We start from the raw sequence: 21347 nt of genomic DNA on the forward strand, positions 1-21347 counted from the left end.
AATAAAACAATGGATATGAATATGATATTAGCAAGCATTGGAGTATTCCTCGTGGTTGTCATCCTGCTTGTTGTTATCCTGCTGGTTGCCAAGAATTTCCTGGTGCCTTCGGGTAATGTAAAACTGACTATCAATGGCGACAAGGAACTGGACGTAGCTTCCGGTTCTACATTGCTGAATACGCTGTCTGTAAACGGTGTGTTCCTTTCCTCCGCTTGCGGTGGTAAAGGTTCCTGCGGACAGTGCAAATGCCAGGTGCTGGAAGGCGGAGGCGAAATCCTGCCTTCTGAGACCCCGCACTTCAGCCGTAAGCAAATACAAGATCACTGGCGTCTGGGTTGCCAGGTGAAAGTGAAAGGCGATATGGCCATCAAGGTTCCCGAAAGCGTACTGGGCGTAAAAGAGTGGGAGTGCGAGGTTATCTCCAACAAGAATGTGGCTACGTTCATCAAAGAGTTCATCGTTGCATTGCCCAAAGGCGAGCACATGGATTTCGTTCCGGGTTCTTATGCGCAGATTAAGATTCCTAAATATTCGATGGATTATGATAAGGACATCGACAAGAGCCTTATCGGTGATGAGTATCTGCCTGCATGGGAGAAATTCGGTCTGCTGGGCTTGAAGTGCCGCAATGACGAAGAAACCATCCGTGCCTATTCTATGGCCAACTATCCTGCCGAAGGCGACCGCATTATGCTGACGGTACGTATCGCCACGCCTCCGTTCAAGCCGAAAGACCAGGGCCCGGGCTTCATGGATGTAATGCCGGGTATCGCTTCTTCTTATATCTTTACCCTGAAACCGGGTGATAAGGTAACCATGAGTGGCCCTTACGGAGACTTCCATCCGATATTCGACTCCAAGAAGGAGATGATGTGGGTCGGTGGTGGTGCTGGTATGGCTCCGTTGCGTGCACAGATTATGCACATGACGAAGACACTGCACACTACAGACCGCGTGATGAATTACTTCTACGGTGCACGTGCATTGAATGAAGTGTTCTATCTGGAAGACTTCCTGCAGATTGAAAAGGATTTCCCCAACTTCAAGTTCCATCTTGCACTGGACCGTCCCGATCCGGCAGCCGATGCAGCGGGCGTGAAGTATACTCCGGGCTTCGTACACAACGTAATTTACGAGACTTACTTGAAAGACCACGAAGCTCCCGAAGACATCGAATACTACATGTGCGGTCCCGGTCCGATGTCGAAAGCTGTTGAGAAGATGCTCGACGACCTCGGTGTTCCGGCTCAGAACCTGATGTTCGATAACTTTGGCGGATAATCTTCCTTGTCCGTCTTGAGATAAAAAAAACTCCGGCTTGTCCTTCAGGGCTTTGCCGGAGTTTTTTGTTCGGGGCATTTCCTCTCTAATGAAAGAAAGTGGAGTGGATTCTTCGTCGCTTTTTCTTTATTCCTTGATATGAATCAGTGCATTTGCCAGAATGGCTGTTACTTCTCCGGTGGTAATTCCTGTTGACACAGACCTCGTATGAATGGTTCTTGGTGAAGGAGAATGCGGTCTTTCAGAGTTTTCATGTTGGATGTTTTATTGAATGTTATCGTTTTCCTCTTCTGTTTCTTCTTGAATGGTGTCTTTGGGCAGCAATCTTGGAGAAATGCGTTTCTTGGGAGTGAGGCTCATGCCTTTCAGCATTTCGGCCTGGCGTACTACACTGCCGTTACCGTCCGAGAGCTGGTTGAAGGCTTTATCGTAATCCCTTTGCAGGCTGGCCAGCCGGTCGCCGATACCGAGGAAGGTGTCGGTAAAGCCTGCAATCTTTTCATATAAGATGGTGCCGCGCTTGATGATGGCCTGCACATTCTTTACCTGGTTCTCCTTCTTCCAAAGGTCGAGCGAGAGGCGCAGGGCGCTAATCAGGTTGGTGGGGCTCATTAGTACCACCTTTTTGTTGTAGGCATATTCCCAGAGGTGGGCATCGCTTTGGATGGCGAGGAGGTAGGCACCTTCGGTGGGGATGAACATCATAACGAAATCCGGTGATTGGGCGTCGTAATGCGAGTAGTCTTTATGGCTGAGCTCGTCGATGTGGGAGCGGACAGATTGCAGGTGTGCTTTCAGGAAGTGTGCCTGCTCCTCCTTGCTTTCGGCAGAGGTGTAGGCAGCATAGGCAGTCAGCGACACTTTGGAGTCGATAATCATTTCCCGTTCGTCGGGGTATTTCACGATGATGTCGGGCTGCATCTTCTGCCCGCTTTCCTCGTTGATGATGGCTTCGCCCCGTTCGTCTTTTAGAAACTCCTGGCGGAAGTAGTGTTCGCCTTCAATCAGTCCGGAGGCTTGCAACAGACGTTCCAGAATCATTTCGCCCCAGTTGCCTTGCATTTTGGAGTCTCCTTTCAGGGCACGGGTCAAGTTGTTGGCATCTTCGCTGAGGCGGTTGTTCAGTTCCACCAGTTCCTTGATGCGTTCACCCAGCGAGAAGCGTTCTTTGGCTTCGGTGCTGTATACTTGTTCCACCTTTTGGCGGAAGTCCTTCAGGTTATCGCCCAGCGGACGGAGCAGATTGCCCAGGTGTTCGGCATTCAGCCTGGTAAAGTCTTCGGCTTTGCTCTGGAAGATACGGTTGGAGAGATTCTCGAACTCGGTGTTCATGCGCTTGTGCAACGCTTCGGCTTCTTCCTTCTGCAGCTTCAATAATTCTATTTCCTTCTTTGTCCCGCTGATTTCCGCCCTCAGTGCGGCAGACTTGCGGTCTGCCGCCAGATAGCCGACTACGGTTCCGATGATTATCCCTATAATCAGTAATACTATCTCCATAAGTGTTTTGAAGTGTCCGCCTTATTGTGTCAATATTTCGTTTCCGTCTTCAGTAATCAGGATTTGGCTTTCCCATTGGGCAGAAGGCAGTCCGTCGTCTGTGCAGACGGTCCATCCGTCGGCTTCGTCGATAAAGACTTCGTAGCTTCCCATGTTAATCATCGGTTCGATGGTGAACGTCATGCCCGGCACTATCAGCATGCCCGTACCACGTTTGCCGAAGTGTTCCACATCCGGTTCTTCGTGGAACTTGACGCCGCAGCCATGTCCGCAGAGGTCGCGTACCACGCTGTATCCGTTCTTTTCCGCATGCTCCTGGATGGCGGCGCCTACGTCACCGAGGCGTGCCCAGGGCTGTGCGGTCTGTATGCCTATGTCACGGCATTCTTTGGTGACCTGTACCAGTCTCTGCATGTCGGGGCTGACTTCGCCAATCATGAACATGCGTGATGCGTCGGCAAAGTAACCTTTGTAAATGGTGGATACATCGACATTTACAATGTCACCGCTTTTCAGGAATTCCCTGGTGCTGGGAATGCCGTGGCACACTACATCGTTGATGCTGGTGCACACACTTTTGGGGAAGCCTTCGTACATGAAGGGGGCGGGGATGGCGTCGTGGTCTGTGGTGAAGCAATACACCATATGGTCAATTTCAGCTGTGGACATGCCTTCGCGAATGTTCTCGGAGAGATAATCCAGCAGGGCCGTGTTGATTTTGGCGCTTGCGCGGATACCGGCCAACTGCTCCTCGGTGCGGAGTGCGCTTCGCATCGGCAGTTTATATCCTTCTTTCTTATAATGTTGAATTTTGGCTTCTACTTCGTCGGAATAGTTTTTAGGAGTAAACCGGACTCCTTTCATGAACTTTTTCATTGTCTTTTCTTTTTTATGAGACTGCAAAAATACACAATAATGCAGGTGCTTGTACTATCAAGAGCCGAAAAAACATTCGTTTTCTTTATCCCGATACCAGCTTAGAGGGTATTCACCACTTCTATTTCGCTTCTTGAACTGTCTATCCTCCGTACTTGTATCTGGGTCTTTATGCGCTCTTTCAGTCCTTCCACGTGACTGATGATGCCTACCTTCTTGCCACCCATCTGGTGCAGTTTTTCCAATGTGTCCATAACGGTGTTCAGATAGTCGCTGCTCAGTGTGCCGAAACCTTCGTCGATGAACAGTGTGTCTACCGAGAGGCTCTGGCGGCTGAGGGAAGAAAGTCCGAGGGCAAGTGACAGAGATACCAGGAAGCTTTCGCCGCCCGACAAGGTGCATGCCGGACGTGCCGAGCCTCCTTGATGGAAGTCGCGCAGCAGGATGGTGAGCGAACCGGCCTGGCACTCCAGTTCGTAGCGGTCGGTCAAGCGTTGCAGATAGAAATTGGCGCCTGCCAGCAGTTCTTTCAAGACGAAGCTCTGGGCTATGTTGCGGAAGTTCTTTCCCCGTTCGTCACCGAAGTGGCGGCAGAGGCGGTCCCACTTCAGATACTCTTCGCGCAGCCGGTCGGCACGTTCCTTTTCTTCCTTTATCCGGTCGATGTTGCGGGTGTTTTCTTCCAGGCGTAACTTCTGCTGGCCGATGGATTGGTTGCCGGCGGTTATCTTTTCTTCGAGATTCGCGATGAGTGCATCCAGGGTTTCGAGGTTTTCGTTTTCTTCTATTTCGGGCTTCCGGTTGATGTGCTCTTCCACTTGTCCGGTGGCCAGATGAAAGGAGGTCGATGCAGCTACTTCTTCCTCTTTAAGTGTCTGCAGTGAGGCACGCAATGCTTCTATCCGGGAGCCGGACCAAGCGGATAGGACGGTGATACGCTCCTCGTCGAGAGTGGGGTTGGCGGCATAGAACCCGGTTAAATCCTTTTGCAGCCTTGCCATTTGGTCTGCGGTGGAGGATATGCTTTGTTTCAGTCCGCTTGCTTGTGTATTCAGATTATTCCAGGCAATCCCCAGGTTCTTGATTTCCATTTCCTGTGTAGCTGCAGGTGCGTTGCGCCAGTCGGGGAATGCGGCATCGATGCTTTCCTTGTTGATGTTTATCCCTTCCAGCTCTTTGTGGATAAGGGCAATGGCGGATTTCAGTTCTCTTTGTTTTTCCTGCGCCAGCCGGTAGTTGCGCGTAGCTTGCGTCAGGCGGTCAATAAAGGAGAGGGGGGAGTTCTCCCATTCCGTGTTCCATCCTTCCCAGAGGATGTGGGGAGTGACGCGGTCCATGGTGGCACGTATGTTCTCTTTTTCGTTGGCGGTGAGCGACTCGTAATTGACGATGTTGTTTTTCAGCTCATTCAGCACTCTGTCGGCAGAGTTGAAGGCTTGGCGTGCAGCGTCCACATGTTTTTGGCATTCGTCCTTTTGCCGTTGCAGAGTTATGATTTGTGCGCTGAGCTTTTGAACTTCCGTGAGCTTTTCGTTCAGTTTGTCTGCTTCCAGCTTGTTCTCTTCCAGTAGCTTCTTCAGGGTTTCGCCGGTGGTTGTGGAGAGGCCGACGTCGTTGCATTGGGCGCATTTGGCCTGTGCGTCAGTACGGGCAAGGTTGTAGCTCCGGAGCGCTCTTGCTGTGGACTGACGGGCATTCTCTGCCAGCGTTCCGTAGGTATTGGATTCTGTCCGGTTGTTGTTCAATGCCTGCTCGGTTTCCTTGTATTCTTTCTCTTTTGTTTCCAGGGAGGTGCGTATGGGAGCAAGGACAGACTGGAAATCTTCATCTTTGCAAAGCGATTTTATTTCTTGTCCGCACACGGGGCAAGTATCCCCGACGACAAGCCGGGAGCGTGTTTCCTTTGCCCACTCTTCTACGGCTTCCTTTTGCTTGTCGTAGAGGGTGCGGATGTCATCATAACTTGTTTTCTTGCTGTCGAATGCCGTTTGCAGGAGGACGTATTGCTTTTGGCACGCCTCCACTTTGGCGTTCAAAGCCTTTTCGTTTTCCTTTGCCTCGTTCAGTGTCCTTTCCGTTTCAGCCAGTAAAGACAAGGCGCTCAATGCTTGCAGCAGGTTCTCCCGTCCGGCATCGAGTTTGTTTTTCTTGTCTTGCAGGGCAGGGCGGTCCATGGTTTCAAGCTGCTTGTTCCGGAGGTTTATTTCGTTTTGCAATGTATGGTTCTCTTGTTCTTTCCGGGTGAGGGCAGCTTCCTTGTCGGTACGCTCCTTGACTTTTACGGGTTGTTGCGCGGCAAGTCTTTCAAGGTGCGCGTTGTAGGTGCCGATGCGTGTTTGGGCATCGAGTGCGGATTTTAGGCCGGTAATGATGGATTGGCTTTGCTCGAACATGGGCAGTAAGGGCGAATGCTCTTGCAAGTACTTCTCGGCACGATGCAGCTTGTCTTCTTGCTCTTTCAGGAAACCGCATAGCCACTTGCTTCCTCCGTCCAGCCGGGCAAAGGATGCTCTTAACATTCCGGCTTGTGCATAGTTCTGTTGTTGTTGCTGTTGCTGCTGTTTCAAGGTAGAGAGCCAGTTGCGGGCGTCGGCGGTGGCATTCCATTCTTTAATCAGGAGTTCTTTCTGTTTGAATTCGTCCGATTGCAGTTGCGCTTGCTTCCCTTCCCACATCTTCTTTTGCTGTTCACGGGTGAGGAGGAGTTCGGAGTATTTCTTCAGCCAGTCCCGTTTTGCGAGGGCGGTAGTTTTCTGCTCATTGGCTTCCTTGACTCCGGCATTTTGCGTGGCTATGGCTTCCTTGATTGCAGTGACTTCTTCTTCTGCCAGGATGTGGATGCCTTCCAGCTTCCGGTTCTGGTTTTCGTATTCCGTCCGTCTTTCCTTGGTGGCGGCATATATTTCGGCACCTATTTCGGAGTAGATACTTGTACCGGTCAGCTTTTCCAGAATATCCGATTTTTCGCTTTCCTTGCTTTGCAGGAACTTGGTGAAGTCGCCTTGCGCCAGCATGGTGGTGCGGCAGAATTGTTCGAAGGTCAACCCCACTGCAGCTTGTATTTCCGCCTTTATCTCATTCTTTTTGTTGAGCTGTGCGCCGCTTTTATTGTTTTCCAGTGTCCAGCGCACATCCTGCACGGCTCCTGAAATCTTGCGGTGTGCCCGCGCCACGTACCATCGGGCGGTGTAGGGCATTTCGTTTGAGCCGGTAAACTCCAGCTCCGTCCATGCTTCACTGGTGTTACGGCGCATCAGTTGTCGGCTGTCGTTGATGGCAACATCTTCCTTTTTGGCAGAGAAAGTCTGGCTCAGGTCTTTGTATTTTTCGTTCTCGGCATGGTCCATGCGGGGCGTTTCGTTGTAGAGTGCCAGGCAGATGGCGTCGAGAATGGTTGTCTTCCCTGCACCCGTCTCGCCGCAGATAAGGAAAAGGGATTCCTCGCTTAGCGGTCCGTTCTCAAAGTCGATGACGGCATCTTCTATGGAGGCAAGGTTCTTTATGGTGAGTTTCTGGAGTTTCATGTTCCGGACAAATGATTAGGAGTTGTTCTTGCTTTTCACTTTTTGCATGACAGTCTCCATCAGCTGGCAAAGTTCTGGGTCCATCTCTTCTCCTTCGGTTTCGCGGTAGTAGAGTCTGGCTATTTCCAGGGGAGACATTTCCTGCATCTCTTGGATGGAGATAGGCTTGCTCTCGTCAGTGTCGGCCTGCCGCTCTCGGGTAGTCTTGATGTAGCAATATTTGCATGCCTTGCCTTTGGCGGCGTTCGAGGCTTTTTCGTTGCAGTCGGGGGGCAGGTAGCCTTTTGTCAGCACATTCAGACGGAGGTATGCAGGTTTCTCTTCCGGATATTCTTCCAGTAATTTCAAGGCGTCTTCGAAAGGTGTCGGGTCATGGGGAAGTGTGACGAGCGGAATCGGATTTTCAATTTCCCTTGTACTGATTTGTGGTTCTGCCCCTTTCTCCAACTCGATGATGGAGATGGAGTGCGGATAGGTTTCGTCGAAGCTGACGGGGAGGGGAGTGCCGCAATAGCGTGCGTGGTGATGACTGCCTTTGATGTCCTGAGGGCAATGGATGTGTCCGAGTGCCAGGTAGTCGTATCCTTCTCCCATAGCGCTGAGGGGAACATACTCTATTCCGCCAATACTCTCATCGTGCCCGCTACGGTCGCTGCCTTCAATGGAGAGATGGGCCATGAGGACGACGGGAAGCTGTGCCGTATTCCGTTTCTTCACTTCGTCCAGCAGTGCCTGGAAGAAGCGTGCCTGTCGTTGGTCGCGCGGTGTTTCAGTGTCCAGCAGGGGGAAGTTTTGCGGATAGACGTGGGGCACGGCAATGACGTAGCCTATTGTCTTTTTTTCATTGTTTATCTCGATGATGTGCTTGTCCAGATTCACTTCCTCGGCTGTACGTTCGATGTTTCCCACAACGTTCAAGCCGAAGTGCTGCCAGAGGCTGCTGTCTATCTCCAATTTGGAGCTGCTGTCGTGGTTTCCGGCGGTGACTACGATGGCCATTCCGGGGCAGGCTTGGTGAATGTTCAGCATGGCGTCGGTGTACATCTTCTGCGTGGCGGCAGCGGGAGAGGAGTAGTGGTAGATATCTCCGCTTACCACCATGGCGTCGGGCTGCTCTTCGGTTACTATGCGGGTGAGTTGCCGTAGGAAGGATTGCTGCTCGGCGGTGCGGTCGTAGTTGTAGAGGGTGTGTCCCAGGTGCCAGTCGCTGGTATGTAGTATTTTCATTGTTTTTGTTACTTCAATGGATGTGGGTTATGGTTTCCTTAGAATATAAATCTTGTGTGTTCCTCGTCCTTTGTAGTCGATGCCCGATTCGGGATTGGCTATCCATTCGCGCAACTCGCGGGAGGCGGCGGACTTCAATAAGCCGGTCAGTTGGCAATAGTCGGCTTGGGTCATGAAGCTGTTCTTTTCCAGGTATTTTTTTGCCCGTTCCAGCCGTTCCTGCGGAGAAAACACTTGTGAGGAGCGTTGGAATTTGTCGGTGGAACGTTTCAGGTGGCAATGGCGAGCGGTACGGTACAGTAGTTCTTTGTCCACCTTGAAATGTATGTCCTTCAGGCAGATGCTGACGGCGTTTCGCTTGGTGTCTCCTTCTTCGCCCGTCTCCCGTTCACGGTCTTGCCGCAGACCGAGGGCAGGGGTGAATACTCCTAAGTTGTCAATCTTCACGGAGTAACCTTGCCCCATTTGGTAGGCTATTTCGTCGGTGATGGCTTGCACCAGTCCGATGATGTCTCCTCGTGTGAAGGATGAGGCGTATGCTATCTTTTCGGTGATGGTTTCCAAGTCCACCTGCCCGTATAGTTTCATTCGTGGGTAGAGAATGCGTTTGCCGTCTTCTCCCGGCAGGTTCAGTTCCTGCATGTTGTATTCTGCCATGATGGTAGCGTTGTTATGAGGTTCGTTTGTTTATTGGGGCTTACAAAGTTTGTCCCAAGGTTGCGGATGTGTATGCCAAGGTTGGGGATTTCTATCCCAAGGCTTGGGATAGACAAACCAAGGGCGAAGGTAATTCTTTATCTCTATACTTGCAAACTTTACTATTAGTAGTTAGGAAGTTTTTTATTGGTAGTCGGGAAGTTTTTTGTTATAGGTTTGAGAGAGGAATTGAAAAAAACGTTATCTTTGTTACATAAGAGAAGTGCATGAATGATGAACAAAACTAAAATTAAGCGATATATGAAACATTATCCGGACTTATTATTGTTGTTTGCCTTATTGTCCGTTACCACAATGATTAAAGCACAAATATCGATAAGACCTTATAGCGAATGGGAAGCAACCCAGTTTGTTGCAGTGAACGGACATCAGCCCGAAGACTATGTAAAGCCAGATAATAATTGGGAAATACTATACAATTTACGGACTCCACGTACTCAAGCCGAACTTCGTGAAATGGGTATTAAATGCTCTGATAGCCAATTATTGTTATTGGAAGTAGGTGGACTTGTCAGTAAAACAAAAGGAAAATGGGAAGCTACTATACCCATTCTCGACAAAGAACAGACCAATTCTCTAAGAAGCTTAAGTAAGGAGATTGCTGAATCCATGTATGTCAAAACAAAGGCAGACTTTATATCATTGGCACAAACTATCAGTGAAATGGGATTCAAGAACAATGTACTCTCACTTGTTTTTTCATACCTTCTGGATGGAAAAATGTGGACAAAGTTAGTCTTGTTTGAGGATGTTGACAATTATACAAGCTGGAGTGGCTGTTACTGGGTATTATACGAATCAAGAAATGGCTTTGCATGCGGTACGAATGGTTTCGGAGAACAGAATTTGATTTTGACTTACATCAATAGCGGCATTGCTCCTGACAACGACATTATGGACCATTGTGCTGATGAAATAGCACAGTTCGGAAAAGTAACAGATGCCAAACTCGTTTCTCAGTTAAAACCTTATGGGCTGGTAGATGATAATGGAGATGTATTATTTCCTATTATAAAGAAACGGCAAGACCGCTTTCATCAAATAACTGAAAAATTGGTAAACTCTATCAGTGCGGAACTAAAGAATAATTGTGGCTCCTTAGCAAGCCAATATGGTATTGACAATGAAAAAGTGGCAATGGTGATGCTGTACCATGAAGTCATGTGGGATTTGGTAGATAATCTGATTCAAGATAGGATAATCTTCACTCCAGCTATTTTCAAAGATGAAGAATCGAATAAAGAACGATTGAATGAAGTCGTTTTCTTCATAGAAGGAGGATTAATGCAATAATAATTCGATAGAGAAAAGGACATTTGACTTTGAAGAGTTTTCTGTAAATGTATTTCAAGTGCATAGAAAATAGCCAATTAAAAATAAAGAATTATGTACGAATGGGCCAATGAAATGAACTGTGCCGTAACTGTATGCGACACAAAGGGAATCATCCTATATATGAACGAGAAAGCATGCCGTACGTTTGCCAAACACGGTGACCTGATAGGCAAGAATCTCTTTGATTGCCACAACCCGCAATCGCAAGCCAAGATACGCGAACTGCTGGAGACGGGGGGAGTGAATGCCTACACCATTGAGAAGAACGGTGTCAAGAAAATGATTTATCAGACGGCATGGAAGCAGGACGGAGTGGTCGGTGGCCTGGTGGAGATTTCGATGGAAATACCCGGAGAGATGCCACACTATATGAGAAAATAACAAAATGATATATGATATGAAAACACTTTCTAATTCAGAACTGACAATTAAAGTTTCACCGCATGGAGCCGAGTTATGCAGTATCTTGCATGATGGAAAAGAATATCTTTGGCAGGCAGACCCCGCTTTCTGGAAACGGCATTCTCCGGTGCTTTTTCCCATTGTAGGTAGCGTTTGGGAGAATGAATACCGCCACGAAGGCGTTTCCTATGCATTGACGCAACACGGTTTTGCCCGCGATATGGATTTTGAATTGATGCTTGAACTGGAAGATGAAGTGCGTTATCGACTGGTTGACAGTGAGGAAACACGCAAGAAATATCCTTTCCCGTTTTGCCTTGAGATAGGCTATCGGATAGAGGGAAAGAAGATTGAGGTGCTTTGGAAAGTCATCAATACCGGAACACGCGAAATGCACTTCCAGATAGGGGCCCATCCGGCTTTCTATTACCCGGACTATGATGCGGAGACAACGGACCGTGGATATTTCGGCTTTGATAAGACGGAAGGTTTGCACTATATCCTTATCTCCGAGAAAGGATGTGCCGCTCCGGATAAGGAATATTTGCTTGAGTTGACAGATGGCCTGCTGCCTTTGGACATCCACTCCTTTGATAAAGATGCCCTGATTCTGGAAAACAGTCAAGTGAAAGAAGTTACATTATATAATAAGGAGAAGAAGCCCTATCTCAGTCTGTATTTCGACACTCCGGTGGTGGGGTTGTGGTCGCCTCCGGCCAAGAATGCTCCGTTTGTCTGCATCGAGCCGTGGTACGGGCGTTGTGACCGTGCCCATTATAAGGGCGAATATAAGGATAAGGACTGGATGCAGCACTTGGCGCCGGGAGGAGTCTTTAAAGGTGGGTATACAATTGATATAAGATAAAAAATGAAGAAGGATACTGAAAATAATTCGGTATCCTTTTTATTTGGAGAATGCAATGTCATTATCTTTGCGCCCGGTAAAAAATATAGGTTGTTTTTTAAGGTATGAAGAAGAGTCTTATTGCATTGGCGTTCGGCACATTGGGGCTAGGGATTGCCGAATTTACGATGATGGGTATTTTGCCCTATGTGGCTACTGATTTGGGAATCAGCATTCCCGTGGCCGGTCATTTCATTTCTGCGTATGCGTTGGGTGTTTGTTTTGGTGCGCCCATGCTGCTCCTGGCCCGTAAACGCCCGTTGAAGCAGATTCTGCTGGTCTTGATGGCATTAATGATTGTGGGTAATATTTGTGCGTCTATGGCACCCAATTATTGGGTCTTGCTGTTGGGACGTTTTGTTTCCGGACTTCCTCATGGCGCTTATTTTGGGGTGGCTTCCATTGTTGCGGGAAAATTGGCTGATAAGGGGAAAAGCTCGGAGGCGGTTTCAATTATGATAGCGGGAATGACTGTGGCCAATCTGTTTGGGGTGCCGTTGGGTACTTCGTTGAGCCATACACTGTCTTGGCGTGCCACGTTTCTGCTGGTAGGTGCCTGGGGATTGATAACATTGTACTACATTTGGCGTTGGGTACCGCAGGTCGAAGGACTGAAAGACACGGGATTTAAAGGACAGTTCCGTTTTTTGAAAAAGCCGGCGCCGTGGCTCATATTGGGAGCTACAGCTTTGGGCAACGGTGGTGTATTCTGCTGGTATAGCTATATCACTCCGTTGCTGACTGAGGTTTCCGGTTTTAGTGCGGACAGCATTACGGCACTGATGGTACTGGCAGGATTCGGAATGGTTGTCGGCAATCTGGTCAGTGGGCGCATGTCCGACCGGTACACTCCGGGGAAGGTCGGTACGGTGGTGCAAGGGATGATATGTGTTATTTTATTATTGATATTTTTACTCTCTCCCCATCCGTGGTGTTCGGCAATATTGATGACGCTTTGTACGGCAGGTTTGTTTGCCGTCTCCAGTCCGGAGCAGGTGTTGATGATTCGTGTGGCTCCTGGAGGAGAAATGTTGGGAGGCGCTTGTGTGCAGATGGCCTTCAATTTGGGGAATGCTATCGGAGCCTATATCGGAGGTCTTGCCTTGAGTGGAGGATACCGTTATCCCGCATTGGCAGGCGTACCGTTTGCACTGATGGGATTTATTTTATTCCTTGTCTTCTACAAGAAATTCCAGGATAAGTATTAAGTGTTTCATTTTTTTTGTGTATGTTTGTCCGCAAGTATTAACTAAACTCGATAACTTATGAAGACTTTGAATTATGTGAAGATATTGCTGTTGTGTGTATTTACGATTGGGCTGGCGTCTTGTGGGGATGATGTATATTATACCATGCAGAATAGCGACGACAAATTGTGTGGGAAGACGTGGATAGAAGAATATCAGACGGAAAACAAAGATGGAGTTGAAGTGTTATGCAGTCATCAGCTGAAGTTTGCCAAGGCTGATAATTCTGGACAGGAAATCTGGGAGTATTATCGCGGAGGCGAGTCCCGTCCCTATGAAACGACTTCACGTACTTTTACTTGGAAATGGATGGATAAGTCTATGGAGGGGTTGACTCTGAATTATGGTGCCGGTGAAATCAAGTACTTTGATAATGTATGGGTGCGCGAACATTATTTATCCGGTAAACTGGATGGAGTGGTTGTTATGATGGTAGATGCTAATTATAAATAAAGTATGGCTTATGAATAATATGTTGAAATACACAAAAATGTTATTGTTGTTTGTCCTTGTATTAGGATTGACATCATGTGATAGTGAGGAAGAAACGGAATATAATCTGCCCGGTGAATGGTATACATCTGAAGAAATAGATTTCGGGGCATATACTTGGGGTAGGGGGACGATTATGACCTTTAACGCGCGCAACCAAGGTACTATTGGTTCATATGGCGACCCGAATTATTTGCTTTTCAGATGGAATTGGGTTAGTGGGGCTTACAATCTGATGGAATTGGAATTCTATGATGGTGGCAGCATGGCTTACATTGAAGGAGCCATGGCTGATTCTTATTCTTTCAGTGGTACTTGGTATAATAGCTGGAGGGAATATCAAGATAATATTCACGGACAGCCTTTTCGTATGCGTCGGCAATGACGACATGCTTATCAATAAAAAACGGAGCAAATCAATTGCTCCGTTTTTTATTGTATGTCAGCTTTTTACTTATTCTTCAAAACCAATTTCTTGAACTCTCCCGGATAAGGTGTTTCAAACCGCATCAGCTCTCCCGTGACGGGATGATAGAAACAGAGTTTGAAAGCATGCAGGGCCAAGCGTCCGATAGGATTTACGTCTTCCAGTCCATAGCGTCCGTCGCCGATAATAGGATGCCCCAAATCCTGCATGTGTACACGTATCTGGTTTTTTCGTCCCGTTTCCAGGTTCAGTTCAACAAGAGAGTATCCATTGGCTCGTTTGATGGTACGGTAATGCGTAATGGATTCTTGTCCCCCGTCATCTGTCGGACTTGAATATACATACAGCTTGCGGTCCGTCAACCAAGAAACTACGGTTCCTGCATCTTTTTCCATCTCGCCGACCACTACGGCTACGTATCGCCGGTCTGTTACAATGTCATGCCAGTTATCGCGTAGTGTACGTTGGGTCTTCTCGTCTTTGGCAAACATCATCAAGCCGGAGGTGTCACGGTCCAGGCGGTGCACGATGTGTACACGGTGCTGCTTGCCCGAGCGTTGCACGTATTCATTCAAGATGGTATAGGCGGTACGTTCCTTTTGCCGGTCAGTGTTGACGGACAGCAAACCCTGCATCTTCTCTATCACGATGATATAGGCATCCTCGTATACAATCTTCATCAGTTTATGGTTGAACTCTTTACGTCCCTTCTCACGGCTGATTTGTACTTTCATACCCGGTTTCAGGGGAAAATTGTATTGTGTAGTGATAACGCTGTCCACATATATAATGCGTTTGCTCAGCAATGATTTCAGCTTGGTGCGGCTGGCGTCCGGCATTTTAGCTGCCAGAAACTCCATGAGCTCCATCGGTTCCTTCACCATGTAGTCCGTATATTGTGTGCGGGCTCTTGCTGTAATTTTTTCTTTTGCCACGACTGGTTTTAATTTACGATTAGACAATTTACAATTTACGATTGAAAACTACTTGGACTTTCAATCTTTTAATTCCAATAATACTACGTTTTCCACATGGTGGGTGTGCGGGAACATGTCTACCGGTTGAACGGCCTTCACTTTATATTTCGCATCGAGCAGTTGCAGGTCGCGCGCCTGCGTAGCCGGATTACAGCTGACGTATACGATGCGTTTGGGTTCGGCAAACAGAATGACATCCACTACATCCTGGTGCATTCCGGCACGGGGAGGGTCGGTGATGATGACATCGGGACGGCCGTATTGGTTGATGAAGTCTTGTGTCAGCATGTCTTTCATATCTCCGGCAAAGAACAATGTATTTTTAATTCCGTTAATCTCGGCATTGACCTTGGCGTCTTCAATGGCTTCGGGCACATATTCTATGCCGATTACCTGGCGTGCGTGCTTGGATACGAAATTGGCAATGGTACCCGTGCCGGTATAAAGGTCATAAACAAGCTCGTTACCGGTCAGTCCGGCAAAGTTGCGTGCTACTTTGTAGAGGTTGTAGGCTTGTTCGGAGTTGGTCTGATAGAAAGATTTGGGACCTACCTTGAAGCGCAGTCCCTCCATTTCCTCGAAGATGTGGTCTTTTCCCTTGAAGGTGTGTACCTCGAGGTCGGTGATGGTATCGTTGCACTTATTATTAATAATGTATAGCAGGGAAGTGATTTCGGGGAATGTATCTGCTATGTATTGCAGCATTTGCTTGAACAGAGCCATTTCCTCCTCTTTCTCTATCTTGCAGATAAGGATTACCATCAGTTCGCCGGTGGTAGAGGTACGCACAATCATATTGCGTAGCATTCCTTCATGCGTACGCAGGTTGATGAAGGAATAGTTGTGCTGGTAGGCATAGTCGCGTACCGCATTGCGGATGCGGTTGGATATATCGTCCTGCAACCAGCACTTTTCTATGGCAAGCACTTTATCGAAAGCATTGGGAATATGGAAGCCTACGGCATTCATCTGTTCGTACACTACATTCTGCTGAACCTCTTCTGTCGTCAGCCAACGTTTGTTGGAAAAAGTGTACTCCAGTTTATTCCGGTAGAACTGAGTTTTTTCTGAACCTAATATCGGAGAGATTTCCGGCAATTCGATTTTGCCGATGCGGGTGAGGTTGTCCGTTACTTGTTTTTGCTTATACTTGATTTGCTCGGAATAGGGGAGAACCTGCCATTTACAACCGCCGCATACACCATAATGTTGGCAGAATGGAACTGCCCGTACTGCCGAATATTCATGGAATTTCACAGCCTCGGCTTCAGCATAATGATGCTTTTTTCTCTTAATTTGCAGGTCAACTACATCGCCGGGGACGACATATGGTACGAAAATCACCAAATCATTGACTTTTGCGATGGCTTTTCCTTCGGCAGCCACATCCGTAATTGTCACCTTCTCCAGTAGGGGAAGTTCTTTTCTCTTTCTTGCCACTTTTACACCAATCTAATAAATTCTTCGGCAAAAATAGACATTTTTTCGGGATTTCTCTCTATGAAATGAAATATTAAAGATTGCAATGTCGAAATTGCATTTTAGCATAAAGTTTTTTCTGAAAAAGTTTTCTAGTCTGCGAAATATACTTAGATTTGCGAACAGAAAAAAGAGAAAATCACTATCAAAAACTTTAAATTTATATTATGGACAAAAAAAGAGTTTATACCTTTGGTAACGGCCAGGCAGAAGGAAAGGCCGATATGAGAAACCTTTTGGGTGGGAAAGGTGCCAACCTTGCAGAAATGAACCTTATAGGGGTTCCGGTTCCTCCGGGCTTTACAATAACGACAGAAGTTTGTACGGAATATTATGAAATGGGGCAGGATAAAGTCGTTGCTCTGTTGAAGAATGAAGTTGAACAAGCCATTGCCCATGTGGAAACACTGATGCGTTCCAAATTCGGTGATGTGGAGAATCCGTTGCTGGTTTCCGTACGTTCGGGTGCGCGCGCTTCCATGCCGGGCATGATGGACACTATCCTGAATCTTGGCTTGAATGACGAAGTGGTGGAAGGCCTGACGCGCAAGACGGGCAATGCACGCTTTGCATGGGACTCTTACCGTCGCTTCGTGCAGATGTATGGCGACGTGGTGCTGGGCATGAAACCGGTGAACAAGGAAGATGTAGACCCGTTCGAGGCTATTATAGAAGAGGTGAAACATGCTAAAGGCGTGAAGCTGGATAACGAGCTTGAGGTGGAAGACCTTAAGGAACTCGTGAAGAAGTTCAAGGCTGCGGTGAAAGAACAAACCGGAAAAGACTTCCCGACTTGTGCCTACGAGCAGTTGTGGGGTGCCGTTTGTGCCGTATTCAACTCCTGGATGAACGAACGCGCCATCTTGTATCGTAAGATGGAGGGAATTCCTGACGAATGGGGTACTGCCGTAAGCGTTCAGGCTATGGTATTCGGTAATATGGGCGAGAGCTCTGCTACGGGTGTTTGCTTCAGCCGCGATGCTGCTACCGGTGAAGACCTTTTCAATGGCGAGTATTTGATTAATGCACAAGGTGAAGACGTGGTTGCCGGTATCCGTACTCCGCAACAGATTACAAAAATCGGTTCTCAACGTTGGGCTGAATTAGCCGGTGTAAGCGAAGAAGAACGTGTCAGCAAATATCCTTCCATGGAGGAGGCTATGCCGGAAATCTATAAGGAACTGGATGCTTTGCAGACAAAACTCGAAAATCACTACCGTGATATGCAGGATATGGAGTTTACAGTACAAGAGGGTAAACTCTGGTTCCTCCAGACCCGTAACGGTAAGCGTACCGGAGCCGCTATGGTGAAGATTGCCATGGACTTGCTCCATCAAGGTATGATTGACGAAAAGACTGCATTGATGCGTTGTGAGCCCAATAAGTTGGACGAACTGCTCCACCCGGTATTTGATAAGACAGCTCTGAAACAAGCTAAGGTGTTGACTCGTGGTCTTCCCGCTTCTCCGGGTGCCGCTACGGGACAAATCGTATTCTTTGCCGATGATGCTGCCGAATGGCATGCTGCCGGCAAGCGTGTGGTGATGGTACGTATCGAGACTTCTCCGGAAGATTTGGCAGGTATGGCAGTTGCCGAAGGTATCCTGACTGCCTGCGGTGGTATGACTTCGCATGCGGCAGTGGTTGCTCGTGGTATGGGTAAGTGCTGTGTGTCTGGTGCAGGTGCCTTGAACATCGACTACAAGGCGCGTACAGTGGAAGTGGATGGTGTACTGTTGAAAGAAGGTGACTATATCTCCTTGAACGGAAGCACCGGTGAAGTATATAAAGACAAGGTGGAGACAAAAGCGGCTGAGCTGTCCGGTGACTTTGCGGAACTGATGGATTTAGCAGACAAATATACGAAGCTGCAGGTTCGTACCAATGCGGATACTCCTCACGATGCAGAAGTGGCACGCAATTTTGGTGCGGTGGGTATCGGCCTTTGCCGTACGGAACACATGTTCTTCGAAGGCGAGAAGATTAAAGCCATGCGCGAGATGATTCTGGCAGAAAACGCCGAAGGACGTCGCAAGGCTCTGGCTAAGATTCTTCCTTACCAGCAAGCTGACTTCAAGGGCATCTTCAAAGCAATGGCCGGTTGTCCGGTGACGGTGCGTCTGCTCGACCCTCCTTTGCATGAGTTTGTTCCCCATGACCTGAAGGGACAGCAGGAAATGGCAGATACGATGGGCGTAAGCCTCCAGTATATCCAGCAACGTGTTGAGGCACTTTGTGAGCATAATCCGATGTTGGGTCATCGTGGTTGCCGTTTGGGAAATACATATCCTGAAATTACACAGATGCAGACGCGTGCCATCCTGGGTGCTGCTTTGGAATTGAAGAAGGAAGGTGTTGAAACCCATCCTGAAATCATGGTGCCTCTGACCGGTATCTTGTATGAGTTCAAGCAGCAGGAAGAAGTGATTCGTGCTGAGGCTGCCCAGTTGTTTGAAGAAGTGGGTGACAGCATCGACTTCAAGGTAGGTACAATGATTGAGATTCCGCGTGCCGCCTTGACTGCCGACCGCATTGCTTCCTCTGCCGAGTTCTTCTCATTCGGTACGAACGACTTGACTCAGATGACATTTGGTTATTCACGCGACGATATCGCTTCCTTCCTCCCGATTTATCTGGAGAAGAAGATTCTGAAAGTAGACCCGTTCCAGGTACTCGACCAGAATGGTGTAGGACAGTTGGTGCGCATGGCTACTGAAAAGGGACGTGCTATCCGTCCGGACTTGAAGTGCGGTATTTGCGGCGAGCATGGAGGTGAACCTTCTTCTGTGAAGTTCTGCCACAAAGTTGGCTTGAATTATGTCAGCTGTTCTCCGTTCCGTGTGCCTATTGCACGTCTGGCTGCGGCGCAGGCTGCAATAGAGGAATAAGCGGTTAGATAACTAATTATTGTATTAGGCTGTAATGCACTGAGAAATAGGCATTACAGCCTAATCTGTTTTTGGACGGTTCGTTCATTTGACCGCAAAAATCGAGCCAAATAAACGGGTAACACATACCAAATACATACAAAAATGAACATACGCACATACACAACACATACAAATGAATTTATTAACTTAAATAATTGATTATGACTACATTCAAAACTGTTGTAAGAAGGAAAAGAGCTGATGGTTTTTACCCGGTGTATATCCGCGTGGTTCATCGCACTAAAATGGGGTACATCAGCACAGGCAAGATTGTTACTGACAAACAACTTTTAAAGTCAGGTGACATCAAAGACCCGGTAGTAAACGAATACTGCTCACGGCAGATTTTACGTTTCAGTGAAATCATGAACAAGAAGGACTTTACGAACTTCTCTGTTTCAGATTTGATAGATTATTTACTTCATTCAGACGAGGACGTTTGTTTTAGCGAGTATGCTTCTCAATTCATAGCCCGAATGGAAAGAGAAGGACATGAGCGGAACGCAAAGAACTACCGACTTGCTGTTGGTCATCTGGAGCGGTTCATTGGAACTACACAGATCATGTTTGGGCACTTGACTACCGCCGTATTAAAGAAGTGGCTGGAAAGCCTTTCTCAAACCAACCGGGCAAAAGAAATGTACCCTACTTGTGTTCGGCAGATTTTCAAAAAAGCTATTATAGATTTGAATGACGATGAACTTGGTCTCATCCGTATAAAGTTCAATCCGTGGCTGAAAATAACTATCCCTAAGTCCGATAACACAGAAAAACGTGCTATCAGTGCAGAAGCGTGTCGTGAATTTTTCAATCATCCTCTCCCTCAGTCAAAAATGGTTTTGCCTATTCCTGAACTTGGTAGAGACGTGGCTCTCTTGTCATTGTGTTTAGGAGGAATCAATACCGTTGATTTGTACGAACTCAAAAAGGAAGATTATAACGCTGGCATTATCAGTTATAAAAGAGCTAAGACCCGTCATAGCCGAAGGGATGAAGCCTACATGGAAATGAGAGTTGAACCATTCATACAAACGACATTTGAGAAATATCTCTCCGGTAAAGAAGAGGAATACTTATTCAACTTTCATCAGAGATATAAGAACTCCGATAGTTTCAATGCTAATGTGAATATTGGTATTCGGAAGATATGTGAGGATATGGGCATGAAGAAAGAAAAATATTATTGCTTCTATACGTTTAGGCATACATGGGCAACCATTGCACAGAATGATTGTGATGCCAATCTGTATGAGGTGGCTTTTGGTATGAATCATAGTCATGGCTTTAATATAACAAGAGGTTATGTCAAACTCGATTTTACTCCAGCTTGGGAACTCAATGCCAAAGTTATCGACTTTATTTTTTTCAGCGATAAAAGAAGTAAGCAAGGAAAAGCGTGTGATATTGATATGCCAAAGGATAAAATGTTCCGTATCAGTAAAAAAATGATGATTTACGGTCGCGCCTATTTTAAAGGTAGAATTGTAGCAGAATTAACGGATATTGGTTTTGGTACAGTGGATGATGTAATAACAGCACTCGTAAAGAAGTTACCCAATGATATTCCGGTAGGTTGCCCTGTACAATTCCGTTTCACGAATTGTGATACACAGAACGAAGCTGTATATGAAAGATACAAGGGCAAAGGTTTTTAGTTCTGCCAACTCCCAAAACAAGTTTAGCAACATATAGGGAACAAATCCAACCCACCATAATGAAGCCGTGCCAGCCGTTTGTGATTGGCACGGTTTCATTTTCTGTCATACCGGGAATCGTATGGCTGCCTGTTTTTTCTATCTGTGGAAACAGAGCCGAACAACAATCTGCCAAGCAGGACAAAGAAAGACTTCACAATCCAAACCACTAATTGGAATATCTTCTTGATAATCCAGACCACCAGCCTTGTCAGCCAATATACGGCAAGACATACCGGAGCAAGATACAGGAACAACAATATATAGAATGGCATAATCTGTAATTTTTATATCAACACTGCACCTCTCGAAAGGAGGCTTATTTGTATGTGAAA

General features: G+C 47.3%; 17 protein-coding genes. 9 read left to right on the forward strand and 8 right to left on the reverse strand.

Features of this window, described 5'->3' with window-relative positions; all coding sequences use genetic code 11:
- Positions 1 to 9: 9 nt before the first annotated feature.
- Positions 10 to 1284 (forward strand): NADH:ubiquinone reductase (Na(+)-transporting) subunit F, encoded by a 1275-nt coding sequence (nqrF, locus tag CSD97_RS12615; protein WP_057098082.1) that lies wholly within the window; start codon positions 10 to 12, stop codon positions 1282 to 1284.
- A 264-nt stretch (positions 1285 to 1548) separates the two neighbouring features.
- Here the strand turns inward: nqrF and CSD97_RS12620 are convergent, their stop codons facing one another.
- From CSD97_RS12620 to CSD97_RS12640, 5 genes are all read right to left on the reverse strand, one after another.
- Positions 1549 to 2781 carry a DNA recombination protein RmuC gene (locus tag CSD97_RS12620; protein WP_044468078.1) on the reverse strand — a complete coding sequence of 411 codons (1233 nt, stop codon included), beginning with the start codon at positions 2779 to 2781 and terminating at the stop codon, positions 1549 to 1551.
- A 21-nt stretch (positions 2782 to 2802) separates the two neighbouring features.
- Positions 2803 to 3657 (reverse strand): type I methionyl aminopeptidase, encoded by an 855-nt coding sequence (gene map, locus CSD97_RS12625; RefSeq protein WP_005828329.1) that lies wholly within the window; start codon positions 3655 to 3657, stop codon positions 2803 to 2805.
- A gap of 101 nt (positions 3658 to 3758) precedes the next feature.
- Positions 3759 to 7181: an AAA family ATPase gene (locus tag CSD97_RS12630; RefSeq protein ID WP_098032478.1), complete on the reverse strand. Its 3423-nt coding sequence runs from the start codon at positions 7179 to 7181 to the stop codon at positions 3759 to 3761.
- Positions 7182 to 7196: 15 nt separating this feature from the next.
- Complete coding sequence (locus tag CSD97_RS12635; protein ID WP_055288404.1) at positions 7197 to 8408, reverse strand: exonuclease SbcCD subunit D C-terminal domain-containing protein; 1212 nt, start codon at positions 8406 to 8408, stop codon at positions 7197 to 7199.
- 27 nt (positions 8409 to 8435) lie between these two features.
- Positions 8436 to 9065, reverse strand: coding sequence for an HU family DNA-binding protein (locus CSD97_RS12640; protein WP_005836463.1), 630 nt, complete (start codon positions 9063 to 9065; stop codon positions 8436 to 8438).
- A gap of 300 nt (positions 9066 to 9365) precedes the next feature.
- Between CSD97_RS12640 and CSD97_RS12650 the strand changes: the two genes are divergently transcribed.
- The 6 genes from CSD97_RS12650 (at position 9366) to CSD97_RS12675 (ending at position 13890) form a co-directional block, all read left to right on the forward strand.
- A complete protein-coding gene (locus tag CSD97_RS12650) occupies positions 9366 to 10418 on the forward strand; it encodes a hypothetical protein (protein WP_225982615.1) in 1053 nt (350 codons plus the stop codon).
- A gap of 93 nt (positions 10419 to 10511) precedes the next feature.
- Positions 10512 to 10841, forward strand: a complete 330-nt coding sequence (locus CSD97_RS12655) for a PAS domain-containing protein (protein ID WP_005828341.1) — start codon at positions 10512 to 10514, stop codon at positions 10839 to 10841.
- Positions 10842 to 10857: 16 nt separating this feature from the next.
- Positions 10858 to 11727 carry an aldose 1-epimerase family protein gene (locus tag CSD97_RS12660; RefSeq protein ID WP_057098103.1) on the forward strand — a complete coding sequence of 290 codons (870 nt, stop codon included), beginning with the start codon at positions 10858 to 10860 and terminating at the stop codon, positions 11725 to 11727.
- 104 nt (positions 11728 to 11831) lie between these two features.
- Positions 11832 to 12974 carry an MFS transporter AraJ gene (araJ, locus tag CSD97_RS12665; RefSeq protein WP_057087858.1) on the forward strand — a complete coding sequence of 381 codons (1143 nt, stop codon included), beginning with the start codon at positions 11832 to 11834 and terminating at the stop codon, positions 12972 to 12974.
- A gap of 57 nt (positions 12975 to 13031) precedes the next feature.
- Positions 13032 to 13466, forward strand: coding sequence for a hypothetical protein (locus CSD97_RS12670; RefSeq protein WP_005828348.1), 435 nt, complete (start codon positions 13032 to 13034; stop codon positions 13464 to 13466).
- A 10-nt stretch (positions 13467 to 13476) separates the two neighbouring features.
- Positions 13477 to 13890, forward strand: a complete 414-nt coding sequence (locus tag CSD97_RS12675; RefSeq protein WP_008663282.1) for a hypothetical protein — start codon at positions 13477 to 13479, stop codon at positions 13888 to 13890.
- 65 nt (positions 13891 to 13955) lie between these two features.
- On the opposite strand, the gene CSD97_RS12680 is transcribed toward CSD97_RS12675, so the two are convergent.
- Both CSD97_RS12680 and rlmD read right to left on the reverse strand, forming a co-directional pair.
- On the reverse strand, positions 13956 to 14867 hold the full coding sequence (locus tag CSD97_RS12680; protein ID WP_008663283.1) for an RluA family pseudouridine synthase: 912 nt from the start codon (positions 14865 to 14867) through the stop codon (positions 13956 to 13958).
- A 60-nt stretch (positions 14868 to 14927) separates the two neighbouring features.
- Entirely contained in the window at positions 14928 to 16349 is a 1422-nt protein-coding gene (gene rlmD / locus CSD97_RS12685) for a 23S rRNA (uracil(1939)-C(5))-methyltransferase RlmD (protein WP_008663284.1), read from the reverse strand.
- A 206-nt stretch (positions 16350 to 16555) separates the two neighbouring features.
- Between rlmD and ppdK the strand changes: the two genes are divergently transcribed.
- A complete protein-coding gene (gene ppdK, locus CSD97_RS12690; RefSeq protein ID WP_098032479.1) occupies positions 16556 to 19276 on the forward strand; it encodes a pyruvate, phosphate dikinase in 2721 nt (906 codons plus the stop codon).
- 203 nt (positions 19277 to 19479) lie between these two features.
- Positions 19480 to 20973: a phage integrase SAM-like domain-containing protein gene (locus tag CSD97_RS12695; protein ID WP_098032480.1), complete on the forward strand. Its 1494-nt coding sequence runs from the start codon at positions 19480 to 19482 to the stop codon at positions 20971 to 20973.
- Positions 20974 to 21068: 95 nt separating this feature from the next.
- Here the strand turns inward: CSD97_RS12695 and CSD97_RS12700 are convergent, their stop codons facing one another.
- The gene (locus CSD97_RS12700; protein WP_098032481.1) at positions 21069 to 21287 is read right to left on the reverse strand and encodes a hypothetical protein; all 219 of its coding nucleotides are present in this window, start codon (positions 21285 to 21287) and stop codon (positions 21069 to 21071) included.
- Between the last annotated feature and the right edge of the window lie 60 nt (positions 21288 to 21347).

The sequence above is a fragment of the Bacteroides sp. AR29 genome, assembly GCF_900217715.1.
Lineage (GTDB): Bacteria > Bacteroidota > Bacteroidia > Bacteroidales > Bacteroidaceae > Bacteroides > Bacteroides uniformis.

Bases quoted from the DNA above. Each gene is read 5' to 3' on its own strand.
- nqrF (WP_057098082.1), top strand. From the start codon at position 10: ATGGATATGAATATGATATTAGCAAGCATTGGAGTATTCCTCGTGGTT.
- CSD97_RS12620 (WP_044468078.1), bottom strand. From the start codon at position 2,781: ATGGAGATAGTATTACTGATTATAGGGATAATCATCGGAACCGTAGTC.
- map (WP_005828329.1), bottom strand. From the start codon at position 3,657: ATGAAAAAGTTCATGAAAGGAGTCCGGTTTACTCCTAAAAACTATTCC.
- CSD97_RS12630 (WP_098032478.1), bottom strand. From the start codon at position 7,181: ATGAAACTCCAGAAACTCACCATAAAGAACCTTGCCTCCATAGAAGAT.
- CSD97_RS12635 (WP_055288404.1), bottom strand. From the start codon at position 8,408: ATGAAAATACTACATACCAGCGACTGGCACCTGGGACACACCCTCTAC.
- CSD97_RS12640 (WP_005836463.1), bottom strand. From the start codon at position 9,065: ATGGCAGAATACAACATGCAGGAACTGAACCTGCCGGGAGAAGACGGC.
- CSD97_RS12650 (WP_225982615.1), top strand. From the start codon at position 9,366: ATGAAACATTATCCGGACTTATTATTGTTGTTTGCCTTATTGTCCGTT.
- CSD97_RS12655 (WP_005828341.1), top strand. From the start codon at position 10,512: ATGTACGAATGGGCCAATGAAATGAACTGTGCCGTAACTGTATGCGAC.
- CSD97_RS12660 (WP_057098103.1), top strand. From the start codon at position 10,858: ATGAAAACACTTTCTAATTCAGAACTGACAATTAAAGTTTCACCGCAT.
- araJ (WP_057087858.1), top strand. From the start codon at position 11,832: ATGAAGAAGAGTCTTATTGCATTGGCGTTCGGCACATTGGGGCTAGGG.
- CSD97_RS12670 (WP_005828348.1), top strand. From the start codon at position 13,032: ATGAAGACTTTGAATTATGTGAAGATATTGCTGTTGTGTGTATTTACG.
- CSD97_RS12675 (WP_008663282.1), top strand. From the start codon at position 13,477: ATGAATAATATGTTGAAATACACAAAAATGTTATTGTTGTTTGTCCTT.
- ppdK (WP_098032479.1), top strand. From the start codon at position 16,556: ATGGACAAAAAAAGAGTTTATACCTTTGGTAACGGCCAGGCAGAAGGA.
- CSD97_RS12695 (WP_098032480.1), top strand. From the start codon at position 19,480: ATGACTACATTCAAAACTGTTGTAAGAAGGAAAAGAGCTGATGGTTTT.
- CSD97_RS12700 (WP_098032481.1), bottom strand. From the start codon at position 21,287: ATGCCATTCTATATATTGTTGTTCCTGTATCTTGCTCCGGTATGTCTT.